Origin of the sequence: Mesorhizobium maamorense (assembly GCF_044998965.1) — a bacterium.
In the GTDB taxonomy this organism is placed as follows: domain Bacteria; phylum Pseudomonadota; class Alphaproteobacteria; order Rhizobiales; family Rhizobiaceae; genus Mesorhizobium.
This window is the reverse complement of the sequence record NZ_CP173356.1, coordinates 4311365-4329557: the sequence shown is the minus strand read 5'-3', so window position 1 is coordinate 4329557 and position 18193 is coordinate 4311365. Positions and strand designations below refer to the sequence as shown.

Below are 18193 nucleotides of genomic sequence, written 5' to 3'. Positions count from 1 at the left end.
AGGTTGCTCCGTGGTGTGACGGTCAGACGTCCGAGATGACCTGCCCATTCGACAGGATGTGGACCTTGTAGCCGGAAAAGATCTTCTGCGCTTCGCCGGCGGCATAGAGCGCCTGGTAGGCTTCGTGCGGGATCAATGCGTGGTTTTCGTAGCTCGACACGCCCTGGCGCGCGGCCTCGAGGTCGTCGGTGTTGATGAAGAACTCCTGCGTCGTCTTCTCGCTCGAAAACAGCCCCTTGCGGCCGGGTTTTTCGCCCTTGGAATAGACCTCCTGGATGGTCCAGGTCAGCAGCCAGGCGTTCTCCGGCTTGCGCACCTTGGCCAGAACCTCGGTCACCGTAGAATTGTTGTCGGTGATCCCGGCCGAATAGAAGGGGCCGAGCACGACGCGCCGAAGCTGCTTGGGGTGCAGCGGCTCGAAGTCCTTGTCGAGGTTGACGGCGATGGTTGCCGGCGACAGCGTGTAGGCCGAGTTCTTTTCGGTGAAATCGTCGAAGCGATGGGCAAGCTCGGGATTGAGCAGGCCATCGACTGGCAATGGAATGTCGATCTGGTCGTTGAGCTTGCCATTGCGGTCGACGAGCTGGCGGATCATGTCTTCGGAGGAATCTTCCACCGTCACCATGTAGACCAGCGGCAGGTTGGCGCTGCCGTCGAAGGTCGCCCAATGGACGAGGTAGTAGGGCCGCGCCGTCTTCGGATTGACGGAAACCTTGGCCGTCTGCGCCAGGGTGAAGGGGCCGAAGGTCTGCTCGCTCTTGACGTCCTCGAGATAAAGCCTCTCGGCCATCGACTTCTGCAGCGCTTGGGGGAATTCCTTGTGGCGCAGGATGAAGTCGGCCATCTCATCGCGCAATTCGTCGGCCAGCGGGATGTTGGCGAGCCGCGTGTCAGCCTGGCGGCGGTCGTTTTCGAGCTCAAGCAGGTTCTGGAACACCGGGAATCCGCTTTCGGCGCGCGAAATGCGGAACGTGTCCATGAAGCCCAGCCGGTTGCGCCAGCAGGAGAACGACTTGTCGAGCCGGGCGATGTATTCCGCGACGATCTTGGCGACGATGCCGTGCCGGTAGAGCGGCGAGCGATCGTCGCGCATGAACACTTCCAGCCCGCTGAGCGCTGCCGTGATTGCCGAGAAATACCGCGCCGCCGCGTCGTTTTCGGAGGTCATGCTATTGGCCATGGCATTGTCGCACCGGTGCGGGCGGCAATTACGACTGCACGTAATTGGCCGAATTGTGCTTCTTCAGCACTTCGTCGAAACGGCGGGCGAAGGCGTCGTCGGCCAGCTTCTTGCGGCGCTGGATGTCGGCGGTGGCCACCATGTTCTTCTCGTGCATCTCGAGCAGGTCGCCAATGTGCTTCTGCGAGGCGGCACCAATGCCGGCCATGGTCTCCTCGGCGGTGTTGTCGACCTGGCTGCCCAGCGTGTTGATCTTGTGGGCGACGTCCTGCTGAGCCGCGGTCTTCAGCGAATCCTCCAGCGCCTTGTAGAGGACGATGCGCTGCTCGGTGTCGATGGTCAGCTTGTTGATCAGGGTCGACTGTGCGGCGATCTGGTTGTTGAGCGAATCGACGAAGGTCTGGAACATCGAGGTGTAGCGCTCCAGCGTCTGGCTCTCGGCCAGCAATTCCTGTTCCTTGGCCTGCTTCTCATTGTATTCCGTGGCGAGCTTGGAACGTTCGCCCTCGAGTTGCGTGCGTTCCTTCTGGCTGGTGGAGGCGGCGATCTTGTTTTCGATGTCGAGCAGCATCGGATTGAGCTCCTCGATGCGCTTCTGCACGGTTTCCAGGTTGGACATGGTGGCCTTGCGGCGCTCGATAACCTGCGACAGGCTGGTCTCGGAGGTTTTGTAGCGCTGGTCGAGGACTTCTTTCTGCGCCTTCAATATGCCGACGATGGTGTCGGACTTGGCCAGCAGTTCCTGCAGGTTGCCGGCCAGTGACATGTTGCGGACGCGGTCGGTGCGCAGACGCTGCTTGCGCTGGCTGGAGAAGATGCCGATGAAGTTTTCCCAGCCGGTGTAGTTCTTCATGCTCTCGAACTCGGCGCCGAAAACGTTGGTGGCGTCCTCCAGCCCGATGATCAGGTCGGCGATGTTGCCTTCCATCACCTTCTGCTGCTTCAGCACGTCTTCGATGCGGGCGTTCTCGATGTCGAAATTGGCGTCGCCGATCTTCTTGTCGGCGGTGGCAAGTTTGTCGAGCACGGCGCCGGACTGGTCTATCTTGGTGCGCATGTCCTGGACGACCTGCTTGGTCCTGGCAATTTCAGCATCGAAATTCTGCAATGTCGCCATAAGGGCCTCCCGCTCCGGCATCAGGTCGCTGATTGCGAACAGCGGCGAATATATGTGGGGCTTCAGGGGATTGAAAGACGTGAAGACACGGGCGCTTCGAAAACAAAAACCTTGCCCGCGCCCTTGAGACGCAATCGATCGGCGATCATGGCGAAAGGATCGTTTCGAATGCGCGTGGTTCAACTGTCGTTGAACTTCAACGTCGGCGGATGACGGCCAGGCATTCAATCCCCGCTGCCACGAATGCCTGAAATCCGACAGAGCATTGAGCGCGGTGAGGACGGTGGCAGCTCGGCGTCCGTCGCGGGACGGAATAATCCTGGCTCAGGGCTTGGGATCGGCCTTCAGATAAGCGATGACGTTGGCGATGTCGTCATCGCTGCTCAGGCCGGCAAAGGCCATCTTGTTGCCGGGCACTTTTTGCCGCGGCGCCTTCAGATACTCGGCGAGGTTGGCCTCGTCCCAGACGAGACCGGCGGCGCCTGCACTCTTCATCGCTTCGGAGTAATGGCGGAGGAAGCTCTTGGCACTGCCGGCGGCGCGGCCGACGACACCCATCAGATGCGGGCCGACCTTGTCGCGGTCGCTCGCTGCTTCATGGCAGGCAAGGCATCGGTTGAAGACCCTCTTGCCCAGTGCCGGATCGCCGCCGGCATGGGCGGCAAGGACGCCGGCAAGCAGAAAGGCTGCGGCAGACGAAGCGGCTCGAAACATGGCTATCCCCGACGAGTTCTGGCTGGAACGAGAGGACGCAGAATAGGACCGGGGCCTTAACAAACGCTGCATCGTGGCGGGATCGCGAAAGCCGATCGATGGCGGCAAGTGTGGCGGCCGTGATGCCACAGCCCGGTCAAGGCGCGACAAAGCCGATGAAATCGTCGGGGGCGGCGCGACCCATTTCTTCTTCCCAATGGCGACGGCAGAGCGAGACATAGACGTCCTTGCCGATCGCCACCTGTTCGCCCTGCCGAGCGACCTTGCCGTCGGGGCCGAGGCGCACCACCATCGTCGCCTTGCGGCCGCAGCGGCAGATGGTGCGCACTTCGCGCAGCTCATCGGCTATGGCCAGCAACGCGCGCGAGCCGGAAAACAGCTTGCCCTGGAAATCCGTGCGCAGGCCATAGCACATGACCGGAATGTCGAGCCGGTCGGCGATCCGGGCGAGCTGCCAGACCTGCTCCTCCTCGAGGAACTGCGCCTCGTCGACGAAGACGCAATGCACGGCACCGTGCTGATGATGTTCGGCGACGCGGGCGAACAGGTCGTCGCCGTCACGAAACATCTCGGCTTCCGTTTCCAGTCCGATGCGTGACGAAATCAGGCCGGTGTCGCCCTTGCGGTAGTGGCCGGCGACGAACAGCATCGTCGTCATGCCGCGCTCGCGGTAATTGTACGACGCCTGCAGGAGCATCGTCGTCTTGCCCGCATTCATCGTCGCGTAGTGGAAATACAGTTTGGCCATGGCGCCCTTTTAAGCCCACTTGGCCGGGCGCGGGGAAGGCCCCTGGCAGGCCTTCCACCAAAAAAGCCGGCTCGCATGGAAAAAGCGGCTGACGTGTCGCTGATCGGCCAGCCAGCGCCGTTGATCGTGATTGCCTTAATGCTTGAAACCGCACGAGAATGGTGTTTGGCTGACGAAACAAGGCGGGCACAAAAACCGTGACTTCGCCTCGCCAAAGAATCGAAATGGGAGAAAGTTCATGTCGCGTATGAATTCCTTCGTCGCAGGCCTCGGCCTTGCGGCTTTCTTGTCGACGAGCGCTGCCTTCGCCGGGGATCCGGCTAGCTGCAAGGCGGTACGCCTTTCCGATGTCGGATGGACCGATATCCAGGCGACGACCGGCATCGCCTCGGTGCTGCTCACGGCGCTCGGCTACGAGCCGCAGGTAATCCAGCTGTCGGTGCCGGTGACGATGGCGTCGCTGAAGAACAAGGACCTCGATGTCTTCCTGGGCAACTGGATGCCGTCGATGACCAACGACATCAAGGACTACACGGCCGACGGTTCGGTGGAGACCATCAGCACGAACCTGACCGGCGCCGGCTACGGCATCGTCGTGCCGACCTATGTGGCGGATGCCGGCGTCAAGACACTCACCGACCTCGGCAAGTTCAAGGACAAGTTCGACGGCAAGATCTACGGCATCGAGGCCGGCAATGACGGCAACCGCATCATCCTCGACATGATCAAGAACCCGAAGGACAATCTCGAAGGCTTCGAACTGGTCGAATCCTCGGAGGCCGGCATGCTGACGCAGGCCGAGCAGTCGATGAAGAACAATGAGTGGATCGCCTTCCTCGGCTGGACGCCGCACCCGGTGATGGGCGCCATGAAGATCACCTATCTCGACGGCATGGGCGACAGCGGCTTCGGTGCCGCCACCGTCCACACCAATGTGCGCAAGGGCTACACCACCGAGTGCCCGAACGCTGGCAAGCTCATTGCCAACCTCAAGTTCAACCTGGACATGGAAGGCCAGTTGATGGACGCCATCCTCAAGGGCGGCGACGCCCAGACTGTCGCCACCGACTGGCTGAAGAAAAATCCGGATGCCGTGACACCCTGGATCGCCGGCGTGACCACCTTCGACGGCGGCGATGCGGCAGCGGCCATCAAGACCGCACTGGGGAGCTGAGCCGACTGACTTCGGCATGCACGCGTGAGAACAAAGGGCAGCCACTGGAAAAGGCTGCCCTTTTTCATATGCTGTGAGAAGATGACGTGACGACAGCGGACACCGCGGCAGGGCGATGCCGGTAGGAGAGGGGGCAAGATGGATCCGATTTCCAAATTCCTGGTCAGCTACAAGATTCCCATCGGCCCATGGGGCAAGGCGTTCTTCGGGTTCCTCACCGACAATTTCGACACCGTCTTCAGGGCCTTTTCCAACGGCCTGAACTTCATTCTCGACAGCCTGGTCGACCTCCTGCTGGTCGTGCCGCCGGTGCTGCTGGCGCTCATCATCGCCATCATTGCCTGGCTGCTGCAGCGTTCGCGCCCGCTCGCGATCGGCGTCTTCCTCGGGCTGATCTTCATCATCAACCAGAACCTGTGGAAACAGACGGTGCAGACGCTGGTGCTGGTCGTGGCCGCCGCCGCCATGGCAATGGCCATCGGCGTGCCGCTCGGCATCTGGGCGGCGCACAAGCCGAAGGTCTACCGCTTCATGCTGCCGGTGCTCGACCTGATGCAGACGCTGCCGACCTTCGTCTACCTGATCCCGGTGCTGACCCTGTTCGGCCTTGGCAACGCGCCCGGCCTCATCGTCACCATCATCTTCGTCATCCCGACCGCGGTCCGGCTCACGCATCTCGGCGTCGTCTCCGTGCCCAAGTCGATCATCGAGGCCGGCGAGGCCTTCGGCGCCACCAGGAGCCAGCTGCTGTGGAAGGTCGAACTGCCCTCGGCGCTGCCCACCATCATGGCGGGCCTGACCCAGTCGATCATGCTGTCGCTGTCGATGGTGGTGTTCGCAGCGCTGATCGGCGCCGGCGGGCTCGGCACCGAGATCAACCGCGCGCTCGGTTCGCGCCGCATCGATCTCGGCCTCGAGGCCGGGCTCGCCATTGTCGTGCTCGCCATCGTGCTCGACCGCATGACCCGCATTGGCGTTGGAGGCAAGAAATGACCGTCGCCGTCGATTTCAGGAACGTCGATATCGTCTTCGGCGCCGACCAGGCGGGTTCGCTGGCGCTGATCGACGAGGGTGCGACGCGCGCCGAGATCCTCGAGCAGACCGGCAATGTGCTCGGTTGTGCCGGCGCCAGCCTTACCGTGCATGAGGGCGAGATTTCCGTCCTCATGGGTCTGTCCGGCTCGGGCAAGTCGACACTGCTGAGAGCAGTCAATCGCCTGAACGTCGTCTCGCGCGGCCAGGTTCTGGTCAAGGATGGCGACCGCACCGTCGATGTCGTCACCTGCGACGAGGCCACCTTGCGGCGCCTGCGGCAGAAGCAGGTTGCCATGGTGTTCCAGCAGTTCGGCCTGCTGCCGTGGCGGACGGTGGAAGAGAATGTCGGGCTTGGCCTCGAACTTGCCGGCGTGCCGGACGCCGAGCGCAAGGAGCGCGTGCACAGGCAGCTCAAGCTGGTCAATCTCGAGCAGTGGTCGAAGAAATACGCGCATGAGCTTTCGGGTGGCATGCAGCAGCGCGTCGGGTTGGCGCGCGCCTTCGCCACCGAGGCGCCGATCCTTTTGATGGACGAGCCGTTCTCGGCGCTCGACCCGCTGATCCGCACCAAGCTGCAAGACGAGTTGCTGCAGCTTGCAGGCCGAACTGAAGAAGACCATCATCTTCGTCAGCCACGACCTCGAGGAAGCGCTGAAGATCGGCAGCCACATCACAATCATGGAGGGCGGACGCATCGTGCAGACCGGCGCGGCGGAGGACATCGTGCTCAAGCCCGCTAACGATTATGTCCGCGACTTCATCGCCAATGTGAATCCGCTGTCGGTGCTCACCGCCTGGAACGTGATGCGCGACCGCCGCGATCTCGAACAGGGCAAGGACGGCTGGGTGTGGCTCGACCGGCGCAAGACGACGCGCTTCAAGATCGACGACCATGGCCTCGTGGCGGCGGCTGAGCGTGACGGCAAGCCGGCGGTATGGGTGTCCTGCGCCGAGGTCGAAGGCCAGCCCGAGGAAGCGGCCCAGGTGTTCTGGGCCAATCCCGGAACGTCGCTGAAGACCGTGATGCTGGCCATGCACCGGTCGCAGACTGCGCCCGTGGCGCTGTTCGATGACCAGTCGCGCTTCGTCGGCGCGATCGGCATCAGGGACGTGCTGAGCGCGGTGCTGCGGCGGTAATCCCTCAGTCGCGTCTCAAGTCGCCAGCGGCAGACGCAGCTCCGTCAGCAGGCCGCCGTCCGGATGGTTGGACAGGCGGATCTCGCCGCCGGCGGCACGCGCGATGTTGCGGGCGATGGTGAGGCCGAGGCCGAGGCCGCCGGTCTGGCGGTTGCGGGACTGTTCCAGGCGCACGAAAGATCCGAACACGGCGTCGATCTGGGCTTGCGGAATACCCGGCCCTTCGTCGCGTATGGCCAGCGTGATCATGTCGCCCGACCGGTACAGGCTGAGATGCGCCTTCTTGCCGTAGGTGACTGCATTTTGCACAAGATTGGTGACGCAGCGCTTGAGCGCGACCGGCCGCGCCATGCAGATCAGACCGCGCGAGCGCGTATCATCATTGTCGAAGGAGACCTCGGCGTAGCCGTCGGCGATCGATTCCACCAGCGACCAGAAGTCGATGCGCTCGCTCTTTTCCTCGTTCACCTCGAAGGTGGCAAAGTCGATCACCGAGCTGGCGATGCTCTCGACATCGGCGAGATCGTGCGCCAGCGCCTCGCGAACCGCCGACTTGCGCAACAGTTCCAGGCGCAGCCGCATCCTGGTCATCGGCGTGCGCAGGTCGTGCGCCAGCGCGGCGGCCAGGTGCTCACGGTCCTCGACATATTCACGCAATCTCGCCTGCATGGCGTTGATCGCCTTGGCGGCGGCGCGCACCTCGCGGCTGCCGCTTTCGGCGATCGGCGGGCTCTTGAGGTCATTGCCGATCCGGTTCACGGCGGTTTCCATCATCCGGTAGGGCGCGGTCAGCCGGCGCAGCGACCAGATCGACATGATCACCACCAGCCCCGCTATCAGCGAATAGAGCGGCAGGCTGTCGAAGCTCAGGATCGGGCCGACCGGCGTGATCGGCTCGGTGAAGTTCAGCCATTGGCCGTCGGCGAAGCGCAGCGAGGCCGTTAGCTTGTCGCTCTGGGCGAAATTCGCCGCCAGCACCAGGAGGTCGCGTTCTACCTGGCCGACGTCCCTGTTCATGACCTCGCCGCCGGGGGTGTCGGATTCCTGCGTCGCCGGATCGCGCCGGACGCGCGCGTCGGTGACGCCGAACTTCGACAGCCGTCCAACGAGAATGTCTTCCAACTCGGCGAGTTCATCGTCGCCGGCGATCGACGAGGTGACCGCGGGGGTGTCTGAAACCGTGAGAGCATAGGTGGCGTTGAACAGGCCGGAAGCGGTCGCCTTGCGTTCCTCGGGCGTGGCGGCATGCATCAGCTGCACCAGCGAATAGGCGCGGTCGTTGAGGCGGTAGAGATCGACCACGTCATTGGCGGCCGCGCGGTCGCGCGACACGATGTAGAGCGTCGCGACCTGACTGATCAGCAGGCCGGCAATGACGATCAGCAGCACCCAGACAGGCAGGGTCTGCGGCAGGAAACGTCTCATTCGGAATTCGTTTCGGGGAGGAACTGATAGCCGCCGCTGCGCACCGTCAGGATCAGCTTGGGCGTCTTGGGATCATCTTCCATCTTGCGCCGCAGCCGGCTGACCAGGATGTCGATGCTGCGGTCGAAGGAATAATCGCTGTCGCCGCCGGAGAGTTCGATGAGCTGGTCGCGGGTCAGCACGCGCTGTGCGCTCTTGACGAAGGTCTGCAACAGGTTGAACTCCGCCATGGTCAGTTCGACCCTGACATCGTCGGGCGCGGTCAGCCGGCGCCGCGAACAATCCATCGTCCAGCCGGCGAAGCGGTAGATCTGCTTCGATGTGGCGCGCTTGGGCTCGGGGGCGCCGTTGCGCCGCAGCACGGCGCGTATGCGGGCCAGCAATTCGCGGGGGTCGAAAGGTTTGGGCACATAGTCGTCGGCGCCCATCTCGAGGCCAACCACGCGGTCTGTCGTCTCGGTGACGGCGGTCAACATGATGATCGGCGTCGAATACTGGGCCCGGATGTCACGGCACAGTTCCAGCCCGCTCCTGCCGGGCAGCATGACGTCGAGCACGATGAGATCGACCTGTGCACGGCGCAGGATCGTTTCCATCTCGGTGCCGTCGGCGGCAACCGATGTGTGCAGACCGCGCTTTTGGAAGAACTCCTGCAGCAGGTCGCGAATGCCCTTGTCGTCGTCGACGATCAGTATGTGTGCGTCGGATTTCACGGGGATCCTGTCTTCGTTGACCTGCCAAGCCGGCAGGCGGCCACCCACACGATAGAATTCGGGCCATATGTTGGCCAGTGCCTTGGATTTCAAGGCAACGTAAATCCGGCAATCTCCACACCGAATGCGCTGGAGGCCTCCCGCCGGGGCGCACAGACACAATCCAGAAACAAAATTCTATAATCGGGAAAAACTCCTGAAAAACTAGGCCGGCATAACGGTGCCGTGGCGGTCAGGTCATTTGGCCGCGACGCAAGTCTCCGGGTTCACGGATTAACCGATGCCAAGGTTGTCGATCAGTTTGCTGGGTGCGTTGATGGGCATTTCGCTCGTCACAGCCGCTGCTGGACAATCGGATGCAAAAGTGACGCTCACCACCCGGACCGAGCGGTGTGCCAATCTCAGCCACCAATTCGACGAAGCCCTCGAAACCCATGCCACGGCAACGCAGGTCACCGCGGCAAAGGCACTTCAGAGAAAGGGCAACCGGTACTGCGCCGCCAAGAAACAGGCACAGGGCATCCGGATGCTCGCCAACGCTTTGAAGTTGCTGGGGGTGACACCGAACGACCCGGTTCAGTGACACTCGAAACCCGACCCGCATGAAAAGGAAATGAAGCCATGAAAAAGTCCATCCTCTCCGCCACCGGTCTCGCCGTTGCCCTCGCCTTCGCCATGCCGGCTCTCGGCAACGCCGCTGCCACCACGACCGCTGCTCCGGCTGCTTCCTCGACGACCACCGCTCCGGCGACCACGGCCGCCAAGCCTCCGGTGAAGAAGGTCGTTGCCAAGAAGCACAAGAAGGCGAAGAAGACTGTCAAGAAGACCGACAAGAAGGTCGCTCCGAAGGCTTAATCCAGGTCGGGCACAACTGCCTGCCTTATGACAAGGCCGCTCCAGTCGCGTTTTGCTGGAGCGGCCTTCTTCCTGTCCGAAAAAGCCGAAGGCCGTGTATCGGCAATGAAGCGAACGGACAGGTCCGAACGATGTGGCCGAAGCCGGCGCCGGCGGCTTTGTCTCGATCGGCCTTAACCCGATTGCAAGGCCGGCGCCGTAGGACAATCCGCATGAAGAGGCGGCTTTCGTCTATTCTGCGCTCGATCGTGTTCGGCGGCCTGGTCGCCACCGGCGCCGCCCGGCTTATGATCCTGTCCACCGCCAGTCCCGTGCCGGATCCGGCCAGCGGCCGCACTGAGCCGTCACTGTTCGCGCCTGTGATTTCCACCGACTGGGATTACATCACGCCCGCGCAGACGTGGCTGCTCATCGCACTTGCCAGCGTGACGCTGATCTGCGTCGTCGCCTGGCCGGTTGCGTCCTGGATGGAACGCCGGTCCGATGCGGCCGGAAACTTGCCCTCCCGACGGGGCTTCGGCCGCCAGGGCCGTTGAACCGCGGGCCATACCTCCCACATAGCTCTGTGATTGGACGCTCGCTTTCGCCCGTGCGAAAATAGGGGCGAAGCCGAGGCTCGCGCAATTGCCGGTTCCCATGCCTGAAATCACGACAAAGCCCCGTACGCAGACCCTACCCAAGACCGAGCGGCCGAAGCTCTACAAGGTCATCCTGCTCAATGACGATTTCACGCCGCGTGAATTCGTGGTGACGGTGCTGAAAGGCGAGTTCAAGCTCAGCGAAGACCAGGCGCATCGGGTGATGATCACGGCGCATCGGCGCGGCGTCTGCGTCGTCGCCGTCTTCACCAAGGACGTCGCCGAGACAAAGGCGACACGGGCCACCGACGCCGGCAAGGCCAAGGGCTATCCGCTGATGTTCACGACGGAGCCGGAGGAGTAGAGCAGGGCTCCTTCATAGCCTTGGCTCCCTTCGCAACGCCGATAATTGGCGAAACCATCCGCGACAGCGTCTTTCTCCCCGTATAATGACCGGGAGAAGGAAGCTACCGTCCCTCGCGGTACCACATCGAACCCATCGCCAGCAGCAGCAGGCCGAGGCCGAGGAAGCCGCCGAACAGCGGAACGCGCGAGACCGCCTTGAGTACGCTGTCGTCGGTGGTGCGCAGGCCGATCCAGTCGGCGCCGGACGCTTCTCCCGAGGACCGTATGGGGACGATCGAGGGCAAGGTAACGTCGCCGCCTCCAAGGGTCGATCCCGCAAGCCTGCGAACGCTGCCGCCAGTGGCTTCGGCGGGAGCCTTCAGCCGGTCCTGCGTGGAAACGACGTCGGCGAATTCGGGTGCGTTGACCGGCCCGACATGGGCAAGAGCGGTAAGGTCGCCATTGCCGACCTGGTAAAGGCCGATCTCGGAGGTCTGGGCGCTGCCTAGGAAGACACCGGGTTCGGATTTCTCGAGTTTGACGGTGATGGTCTTGCCGGAGGGCGTGATGATCTGGGCCGGGCCGGGGTCGTCGGCCATGGTCTGGCGGCGAATTTCCAGCACCATGCCGCGCCCGTCGGCGGTCAGCCGTTCCTCCTCGAGTTCTGGCTCCTTCATCAGCCAGTGGGCGATGCGGCGGTAGAGCTGGACATGCGGGCCGCCGCCTTCGAAGCCGCGCGCCCACAGCCAGCCCTGGTCGGACAGAAGCATGCCGACGCGGCCTTCTCCCTTGCGGTCGAGCAGGAGCAGCGGCCGGTTTTCGGCTCCCTTCATCACCACCTCGCCTTCGGGATTCTGCACCCCGATGGTGCGGAACCAGCGGCTCCAGTGCGGCGGCTCGCTGGCAGAGCCGTCGAGACCGCGCGTCACCGGATGGCGCTGGCCGATGTCGGTGAGGCGAGGATAGAACGCCTTGTCGACGACCTCGCCGGTCGGCATCGCCGGCAGCGCCGACATCAGCGGCGTGCGCGCGATCGAGCTTTCACCGGCATATTCGGGTCCGGCCGCAATCAGCAGCGCGCCGCCTTTTTCGACATATTCGGAGATGTAGTCGTAATAGAGGATCGGCAGCACGTCGCGGTGCTGGTAGCGGTCGAAGATGATCAGGTCGAAATCCTTGATCTTCTCGACGAACAGTTCCCGCGTCGGGAAGGCGATCAGCGACAATTCGTTGATCGGCGTGCCGTCCTGCTTCTCCGGTGGCCGCAGGATGGTGAAATGGACGAGATCGACCGAGGCGTCGGATTTCAACAGATTGCGCCAGGTGCGCTCGCCCGCATGCGGCTCGCCGGAGACGAGCAGCACGCGCAGGTTCTCGCGAATGCCGTCGACCAGCGCGATGGCACGGTTGTTGGTGTCGGTGAGCTCGCCCGGCTCGCGATCGATGGCGAGTTCGATGATGTTGCGCCCGGCGCTGGGAATGGTCACCTGCAGCGGCATGGCCTGGCCGACGGTGGCATGCTCGACCGCGACCTGCTCGCCATTGACCGAAACGCGCACATCGACCGGCCCGGTCTCGTTGCTGGTTGAAATGACGCGATAGGTCATATCGAGCGGCTTGCCGACGAGGGCGAAGCGGGGCGCGTTCTCGAAACGTATGCGGCGATCCTTCTCGTGGTCGTTGCCGGTGATCAAGGCGTGCAGCGGGGCATTGAAATCAGGCGCGCCGGCGGGTGCGTCATGCACTTCGCCATCGGTGATCATGACGGCGCCGCCGATGCGCGAGGGCGGCACGTCGCGGAAGGCGTTTTCGAGCGCGCCGAACAGCCGCGTTTCCGTGCGTTCCTCGGCGGCTTCCGACTTGCCGGCCTCGACCACGCGGACGTCGAACTGCTTGAAGCGGCCGAGGCGCTGCTCAAGCCCGGCCAGCGCCTCGTCGGTCTGTTTGGTCCGTTCACCGATGTCCTGGCTCTGGCTCCGGTCGACGATCAGGGCAACCACGCTTTGCTGCGGCTCGCGCTCCTCGTTGAGGAACACCGGATTGAAGAGAGCGGCGGCGAGCGCCAGCAATGCGACGAGGCGCAGGACCGCGCCGCGCTGGCGAAACCACAGGCCGACGGCCGCGAGCAGGGCCAGCGGCACCAGCACAAGGGCCAGCAGCGACCAGGAGATCAGCGGTTCGAAGGAGATCGACCAGTTCATGCCTTACCCTCCCCCTTGCAGGGAGGGCCGATCCGGGGAGCGAGCGCAAGAAGGAGCGTCATCTTACTGGCCCAACCGTTCAAGCAATATGGGCACGTGCACCTGGTCGGATTTGTAGTTGCCGGTCAGCATGTACATCATGATGTTGACCCCGGCGCGCAGCGCATAGATGCGCTGCATCGGATCGTTGGGCACGGTCGGCAGCAGCGGGTCGCCATTCTCGTCGACGGCCCAGGCGCCAGCAAAATCATTGGCGGTGATCATGATCGGCGAGACGCCGTCACCGGTACGCACCGGCCGGTTTTCGGCATTGCTGGCGTCGAGCGATGCCTCGACCCAGAGCGGGCTGCCGGCGAAGCGGCCGGGGAATTCGGGCAGGATGAAGAAGGATTTGGTCAGAACATGATCCGACGGCACCGGCTCCAGCGGCGGCACGTTGAGGTTGCCGAGGATGTCGCGCAGCCGCTCGGTGGCGGGGCTGGTCGAGTCGGCGCCGATGCCGTTGGCGAACTGGTCGCGCGTGTCGAACAGCACGGTGCCGCCCTGCTGCATATAGGCATCGATACGGGCAATCGCGGCCTGGCTGGGCATGGCTGCGGCCGGATCGATCGGCCAATAGATGAGGGGAAAGAACGAAAGCTCGTCCTTGGAGATGTCGACGCCGGCCGGCGCGCCCGGCTCGAGCGCGGTCTTCTCGATGAGGAAGCGGGTCAGGCCCTCGAGCCCGGCGCGACTGATCGAATCGTCGCCGGGCACGCCAGTCAGCACATAGGCTATCCGGGTCTTGGAGATGTCCTCTATCGCGGCGGTGTCGCCAGGCTTGGCATCGTCGGCGCGCGCGGGGCCGACATGGCCGAACAGCGCGCCGAGCCCGATCAGAATGGCCGCCATGGTGGTTACGGCCGCAGCGCGGCGCGGCCTGCGCGTCAACAGGCCGCCCATCCAGAACACCGCCAGCGTATCGAGCACCATCAGCGCCAGCGCGGCGGCCACCAGCGCGCCCTTCAAATTGTGCGATTCGTCAAAGGCATACTGAATTGTGGTGACCGGGACAGTGATTTGCGGGCGCGCCAGCGGCGCAAGCGTGCTTGTCGCATCGAGCAGATTGTGGGCGAAAACGCCGGCCTCCGAGCCATAGAGGCCGGGCGGGTTTTCGAAGGTCACCGGCAGTGTACCGGCGCCCGGCACCAGCGGGCGCGCATCCGGCGTCGGCGGCACCAGCATTCCGTCGGCCGCTATCATGCGGTAGGGCGCCAGCGAGGTGGCGGCGGCTTCGGCATTGGCGATGGCGGCCCCCTGGTTGCGCGACAGCTGCACGATGCGGCGCAGCATCTCGACGAAGCTGCCTGAGATCGGCAGGTTCGACCAGGTTGCTTCGGGCGTGACGTGGAACAGCACGAGCGTGCCCTTGCCCTTCTTCAGCCCGGTGACCAGCGGCGTACCGTCGGCAAGCGCTGCCCAGGTGCGCTCGACGATATCGGGCGTCGGTTCGGCCAGCACTTGCCTGGAAACGGTCACCTCGGTCGGCGGCGCCAGGTCGGCGAAGGGGCCAGCCTTGGGGAATTCGGTGACCGGCTGCGGCGTGGTCCATGACAATGCGCCGCCGAGCGAGCGTTCGCCGGTGCGCAGACGCACCGGCAGAAGGTCGTCGTCATTGCCGGCGGCGGCCAGCCGCGACCCGGCGAAACGCACCAGGGTGCCGCCCTTTTCAACCCAGTCGACGAGCCTTGGCCTGATCTGTGCGGGAATGGTGCCGATATCGGCCATGACGATCATCGCCGGCTTCTGGTCGAGGATCTGCGGAATGGCGTCGGCCAGGTCGGCGCTGGAAGGTTCGACCAGGTCGGCGAAGGGCTGGAGCGCGCGCCTGATATAGTAGAGCGGCGACAGAAGCGGCTGCGCCTGGTCGGCCTCGGCCTGCGACAGGAGTCCGACGCGGCGGCGCTTGGAGCTTTCGTCCAGCACGCGCACCGCGCCCGCCTGACGCTCGCCATCGAGCGCGATCGAGGCGAAATCGTTGCGCAGCTCGAACGGCACCGCCATGGTGCCGGTGGCGGTGGATTGGCCGGGTGCGAAAGTCAGCGTCGCATCGGCGATGCGGCGGCCCTTGTCGTCGAAGGCGCCAGCGGTGACTTGCGCCGGGGCCGCATCGCCGGGCGCGCGGATGGCGGTGAGGGCAAAACCGTCGACGTCGTTCTCGGCGCCTGTCAGGCCGGTCAGCGACATCCGGTCGGCAACGGCCCACACGACGCGGGCGGCGTTTTTGGACAGGAGCGTGTTGAAGGCGGCCTCGTCGCCCTTCGCCGCCAGTCCGTCGGCCAGCACGGCGACGCTGGCGCCCGGCAGGCGCTCCAGGACGGCGGCGACGCGGGCGTAGACCGCCGGCCGGTCGGTCGGGATCGGCCGCGGCTTTGCCGCGCGCAGGCGGTCGAGCGCCGCGGCCGCATCGAAGGGGCCGATCTCGGCATTAGGTTTTTCGGCGGTGAAGGCGATGATGACCGGCACGCCGTTCGAACCGGCGTCGGCGATCAGCCGCTCGGCGGTTGCGATGCGCTTGTTCCAGTCGGCGGCGCTTGCCCAGCCATTGTCGACGACCAGCGCCAGGGCCGCGCCCTCGGCCGGCAGTTTCTCGCGCGGATTGAAGACCGGTTCGGCAAGGGCGGCGACGATGAGCGCCGCCATCAGCAGCCTGAGCAGCGTCAGCCACCAGGGGCTCTGCTGCGGGGTTTCCTCGCGCTTCAGCACGCGCGCCAGGATCTTCAGCGGCGGAAACACCTCGGTCTGCGGCCTGGGCGGGGTCAGCCTGAGCAGCCACCAGATCACCGGCAGCGCCAAAAGACCCCACAGCAGCATGGGCGCGCCAAAGGAAAGCGGCAGCCAGCTCATGCGACAGCCTTTCCTGGCTGATCGCCACTAGCGATCATGCCGCCGCGATCGCCAGCGATCGGCCTGGGCTGATCGCCACCGGCGATCATGCCGACGTGGCCAATAGCGGTCAGCCCGGGCTGACCGCCATCCGTCATCGCCATGTGCAGGCGTACCAGGGCGTCGGAAGCCAGCCGATCGGTGTGGTTGACGGTGAAGCTCCAGCCGAGCCGCTTGCACCAGCTGGCCAGTTCCTGGCGTCGGGCGCCATAGAGCAGGCGATACTCATCGGCCAGCATCTCGGCGCGGCCGGCGGTCAGCTTGTCGCCGCTCTCCGGGTCGGTGAATTCGGTGCGGCCGGCATAGGGGAATGTCTCCTCGGCCGGGTCGGCGACCTCAATCAGATGCGCGCGCACGCCATGGCGGGCGAGCACGTCGAGCCAGGCCATGGTTTCCTCGACCGGGTCGAGGAAATCACTGGCGATAACGATGTCGCAGAAGCGGCGGATGCCGGAGAGATCGGGCTTGGCCGGCAAGTCACCGGCATGCATGAGCTGGGCGGCGATGCGCTCGGCGCCGTTGCGGGCGGTGAACGGATCGGTAAGGCCGGGCCAGGCGATGCGCTCTCCGCTGCGCGACAGCAGCTCGGCCATGGCCAGCGCCAGCACCAGGCCGCGCGATTGCTTGGAAACGGCGGCACCGGTCGATTTGTAGAGCATGGACGGCGACGGGTCGGCCCACAGCCACACCGTATGGGCCGCTTCCCATTCGCGGTCGCGCACATAGGTGTGGTCGTCGCGAGCCGAGCGGCGCCAGTCGATGCGCGAGGAATCGCCTTCGACATAGGGCCGGAACTGCCAGAAATTCTCGCCGATGCCGCGCTTGCGGCGGCCATGCCAGCCGGCGATCACGGTGTTGACGATGCGGCGCGCCTCGACCAGCAAGTCGGGCACGAGCGAAGCCCGCAACCGGCCGCGGGCGAGCGCGTCGCGCGTCGCTGCCGGAGCCTGGAGCTCGCCGATGCGCGCCATCAAATCCCTTTCACGAGCTTGGCCACCACATCGCGCACGCTGGTGCCTTCGGCGCGGGCGGCGAAGGTCAGCGCCATGCGGTGCTGGAGCACCGGCTCGGCCAGAGCACGCACATCGTCGACCGACGGCGCCAGCCGCCCATCATAGAGCGCGCGCGCCCTCGTGCACAGCATCAGTGCCTGGCTGGCGCGGGGACCCGGGCCCCAGGCGACATGCCTGTCGGTTTCGGCATTCCCCTGGCCGGGGCGCGCCGAGCGCACCAGGGCCAGGATCGCCTCGACCACGCTTTCAGGCACCGGCATGCGGCGGATCAGCGTCTGGATATCCCTCAGCCGCGCCGGCTGCAGCACATTCTGCGCCTTCGCGTCCTCGACCCCAGTGGTTTCCAAAAGGATGCGGCGCTCGGCCTCGAGTTCGGGATAGAGGATGTCGACCTGCATCAGGAAACGGTCGAGCTGTGCCTCGGGCAGCGGATAGGTGCCTTCCTGCTCCAGCGGGTTCTGCGTCGCAAGCACATGGAAAGGCGAGGGCAGGTCGTGGCGGGCACCGGCAACGGTGACGTGATACTCCTGCATGGCCTGCAGCAGCGCCGACTGGGTGCGCGGCGAGGCGCGGTTGATCTCGTCGGCCATCAGCAACTGCGCGAAGATCGGCCCGGAAATGAAGCGGAAGGAGCGCTTGCCGAATTCGTCCTGCTCCATCACCTCGGAGCCGAGAATGTCCGAGGGCATCAGGTCGGGGGTGAACTGGATGCGGCGCGAATCGAGGCCGAGCACGATGCCCAGCGTCTCGACCAGCTTGGTCTTGGCGAGGCCCGGCACGCCGACCAGCAGCGCGTGGCCGCCGGCCAGAAGCGCCACCAGAGCGCGTTCGACGACACTTTCCTGGCCGAAGATGATGCGACCGACCCCGTCGCGGACCCTGGAAATGTCGGCCAGCGCCTTCTCGGCCTCGGCGATCATGTCTTTTTCGCTGATCGGGCTTTCCTTGACCATCACGCTCATGCAGCATCGATCCTTGTGGTTGGAAATACCAGCTAGACGCAGAATGCCGCGATTCGGCTCCGTCTGGCGCC

The 18193-nt window shown here is 64.5% G+C and carries 17 protein-coding genes and 1 pseudogene; 8 read left to right on the top strand and 10 right to left on the bottom strand.

Features of this window, described 5'->3' with window-relative positions:
- Window positions 1-22: 22 nt before the first annotated feature.
- The 4 genes from ACIU1A_RS21645 to ACIU1A_RS21630 all read right to left on the bottom strand — a co-directional run bounded on the left by ACIU1A_RS21645 (window position 23) and on the right by ACIU1A_RS21630 (window position 3759).
- Window positions 23-1168, bottom strand: coding sequence for a hypothetical protein (locus tag ACIU1A_RS21645; protein ID WP_404925239.1), 1146 nt, complete (start codon window positions 1166-1168; stop codon window positions 23-25).
- A gap of 40 nt (window positions 1169-1208) precedes the next feature.
- Entirely contained in the window at window positions 1209-2297 is a 1089-nt protein-coding gene (locus tag ACIU1A_RS21640) for a hypothetical protein (protein ID WP_140496064.1), read from the bottom strand.
- A gap of 324 nt (window positions 2298-2621) precedes the next feature.
- Window positions 2622-3011, bottom strand: coding sequence for a c-type cytochrome (locus tag ACIU1A_RS21635; RefSeq protein ID WP_404925238.1), 390 nt, complete (start codon window positions 3009-3011; stop codon window positions 2622-2624).
- 136 nt (window positions 3012-3147) lie between these two features.
- Complete coding sequence (locus ACIU1A_RS21630) at window positions 3148-3759, bottom strand: thymidine kinase (RefSeq protein WP_140516940.1); 612 nt, start codon at window positions 3757-3759, stop codon at window positions 3148-3150.
- 75 nt (window positions 3760-3834) lie between these two features.
- Here ACIU1A_RS21630 and ACIU1A_RS21625 point away from each other — a divergent pair, with 75 nt between their 5' ends.
- The 4 genes and pseudogenes from ACIU1A_RS21625 to choV all read left to right on the top strand — a co-directional run bounded on the left by ACIU1A_RS21625 (window position 3835) and on the right by choV (window position 7105).
- A complete protein-coding gene (locus ACIU1A_RS21625) occupies window positions 3835-3960 on the top strand; it encodes a hypothetical protein (RefSeq protein WP_263483040.1) in 126 nt (41 codons plus the stop codon).
- Between the two features lie 37 nt (window positions 3961-3997).
- Window positions 3998-4933, top strand: coding sequence for a choline ABC transporter substrate-binding protein (locus ACIU1A_RS21620; protein ID WP_140496061.1), 936 nt, complete (start codon window positions 3998-4000; stop codon window positions 4931-4933).
- A gap of 138 nt (window positions 4934-5071) precedes the next feature.
- Complete coding sequence (gene choW, locus ACIU1A_RS21615) at window positions 5072-5926, top strand: choline ABC transporter permease subunit (RefSeq protein ID WP_140567114.1); 855 nt, start codon at window positions 5072-5074, stop codon at window positions 5924-5926.
- Window positions 5923-7105: pseudogene (gene choV / locus ACIU1A_RS21610) on the top strand (choline ABC transporter ATP-binding protein). The gene choW and the pseudogene choV overlap by 4 nt, the downstream one beginning before the upstream one ends.
- A gap of 15 nt (window positions 7106-7120) precedes the next feature.
- Here the strand turns inward: choV and ACIU1A_RS21605 are convergent.
- Both ACIU1A_RS21605 and ACIU1A_RS21600 read right to left on the bottom strand, forming a co-directional pair.
- A complete protein-coding gene (locus ACIU1A_RS21605) occupies window positions 7121-8530 on the bottom strand; it encodes an ATP-binding protein (protein ID WP_404925237.1) in 1410 nt (469 codons plus the stop codon).
- Entirely contained in the window at window positions 8527-9243 is a 717-nt protein-coding gene (locus ACIU1A_RS21600; protein ID WP_140582166.1) for a response regulator, read from the bottom strand. The genes ACIU1A_RS21605 and ACIU1A_RS21600 overlap by 4 nt, the downstream gene beginning before the upstream one ends.
- Window positions 9244-9523: 280 nt before the next feature.
- On the opposite strand from ACIU1A_RS21600, the gene ACIU1A_RS21595 reads away from it, so the two are divergent.
- The 4 genes from ACIU1A_RS21595 (at window position 9524) to clpS (ending at window position 11040) form a co-directional block, all read left to right on the top strand.
- A complete protein-coding gene (locus ACIU1A_RS21595; protein ID WP_140549836.1) occupies window positions 9524-9826 on the top strand; it encodes a hypothetical protein in 303 nt (100 codons plus the stop codon).
- A gap of 38 nt (window positions 9827-9864) precedes the next feature.
- Entirely contained in the window at window positions 9865-10098 is a 234-nt protein-coding gene (locus ACIU1A_RS21590; RefSeq protein WP_404925236.1) for a hypothetical protein, read from the top strand.
- Window positions 10099-10310: 212 nt separating this feature from the next.
- Window positions 10311-10634, top strand: a complete 324-nt coding sequence (locus tag ACIU1A_RS21585; protein WP_404925235.1) for a hypothetical protein — start codon at window positions 10311-10313, stop codon at window positions 10632-10634.
- Window positions 10635-10734: 100 nt separating this feature from the next.
- A complete protein-coding gene (clpS, locus tag ACIU1A_RS21580) occupies window positions 10735-11040 on the top strand; it encodes an ATP-dependent Clp protease adapter ClpS (protein WP_140496053.1) in 306 nt (101 codons plus the stop codon).
- Window positions 11041-11143: 103 nt separating this feature from the next.
- Here clpS and ACIU1A_RS21575 read toward each other — a convergent pair whose 3' ends face one another.
- The 4 genes from ACIU1A_RS21575 to ACIU1A_RS21560 form a co-directional block, all read right to left on the bottom strand.
- Window positions 11144-13222 (bottom strand): hypothetical protein, encoded by a 2079-nt coding sequence (locus ACIU1A_RS21575; protein ID WP_140897340.1) that lies wholly within the window; start codon window positions 13220-13222, stop codon window positions 11144-11146.
- Window positions 13223-13285: 63 nt separating this feature from the next.
- Window positions 13286-16108, bottom strand: a complete 2823-nt coding sequence (locus ACIU1A_RS21570) for a DUF4159 domain-containing protein (RefSeq protein ID WP_404925234.1) — start codon at window positions 16106-16108, stop codon at window positions 13286-13288.
- Complete coding sequence (locus tag ACIU1A_RS21565; protein WP_404925233.1) at window positions 16105-17118, bottom strand: DUF58 domain-containing protein; 1014 nt, start codon at window positions 17116-17118, stop codon at window positions 16105-16107. The genes ACIU1A_RS21570 and ACIU1A_RS21565 overlap by 4 nt, the downstream gene beginning before the upstream one ends.
- Window positions 17118-18122, bottom strand: a complete 1005-nt coding sequence (locus ACIU1A_RS21560) for an AAA family ATPase (RefSeq protein ID WP_404925232.1) — start codon at window positions 18120-18122, stop codon at window positions 17118-17120. Before ACIU1A_RS21560 ends, ACIU1A_RS21565 begins: the two co-directional genes overlap by 1 nt.
- Window positions 18123-18193: the final 71 nt, after the last annotated feature.

Bases quoted from the DNA above. Each gene is read 5' to 3' on its own strand.
- ACIU1A_RS21575 (WP_140897340.1), bottom strand. From the start codon at position 13,222: ATGAACTGGTCGATCTCCTTCGAACCGCTGATCTCCTGGTCGCTGCTG.
- ACIU1A_RS21605 (WP_404925237.1), bottom strand. From the start codon at position 8,530: ATGAGACGTTTCCTGCCGCAGACCCTGCCTGTCTGGGTGCTGCTGATC.
- ACIU1A_RS21560 (WP_404925232.1), bottom strand. From the start codon at position 18,122: ATGAGCGTGATGGTCAAGGAAAGCCCGATCAGCGAAAAAGACATGATC.
- ACIU1A_RS21595 (WP_140549836.1), top strand. From the start codon at position 9,524: ATGCCAAGGTTGTCGATCAGTTTGCTGGGTGCGTTGATGGGCATTTCG.
- ACIU1A_RS21620 (WP_140496061.1), top strand. From the start codon at position 3,998: ATGTCGCGTATGAATTCCTTCGTCGCAGGCCTCGGCCTTGCGGCTTTC.
- choW (WP_140567114.1), top strand. From the start codon at position 5,072: ATGGATCCGATTTCCAAATTCCTGGTCAGCTACAAGATTCCCATCGGC.
- ACIU1A_RS21585 (WP_404925235.1), top strand. From the start codon at position 10,311: ATGAAGAGGCGGCTTTCGTCTATTCTGCGCTCGATCGTGTTCGGCGGC.
- ACIU1A_RS21630 (WP_140516940.1), bottom strand. From the start codon at position 3,759: ATGGCCAAACTGTATTTCCACTACGCGACGATGAATGCGGGCAAGACG.
- ACIU1A_RS21645 (WP_404925239.1), bottom strand. From the start codon at position 1,168: ATGACCTCCGAAAACGACGCGGCGGCGCGGTATTTCTCGGCAATCACG.
- ACIU1A_RS21625 (WP_263483040.1), top strand. From the start codon at position 3,835: ATGGAAAAAGCGGCTGACGTGTCGCTGATCGGCCAGCCAGCGCCGTTG.
- clpS (WP_140496053.1), top strand. From the start codon at position 10,735: ATGCCTGAAATCACGACAAAGCCCCGTACGCAGACCCTACCCAAGACC.
- ACIU1A_RS21640 (WP_140496064.1), bottom strand. From the start codon at position 2,297: ATGGCGACATTGCAGAATTTCGATGCTGAAATTGCCAGGACCAAGCAG.
- ACIU1A_RS21590 (WP_404925236.1), top strand. From the start codon at position 9,865: ATGAAAAAGTCCATCCTCTCCGCCACCGGTCTCGCCGTTGCCCTCGCC.
- ACIU1A_RS21635 (WP_404925238.1), bottom strand. From the start codon at position 3,011: ATGTTTCGAGCCGCTTCGTCTGCCGCAGCCTTTCTGCTTGCCGGCGTC.
- ACIU1A_RS21565 (WP_404925233.1), bottom strand. From the start codon at position 17,118: ATGGCGCGCATCGGCGAGCTCCAGGCTCCGGCAGCGACGCGCGACGCG.
- ACIU1A_RS21570 (WP_404925234.1), bottom strand. From the start codon at position 16,108: ATGAGCTGGCTGCCGCTTTCCTTTGGCGCGCCCATGCTGCTGTGGGGT.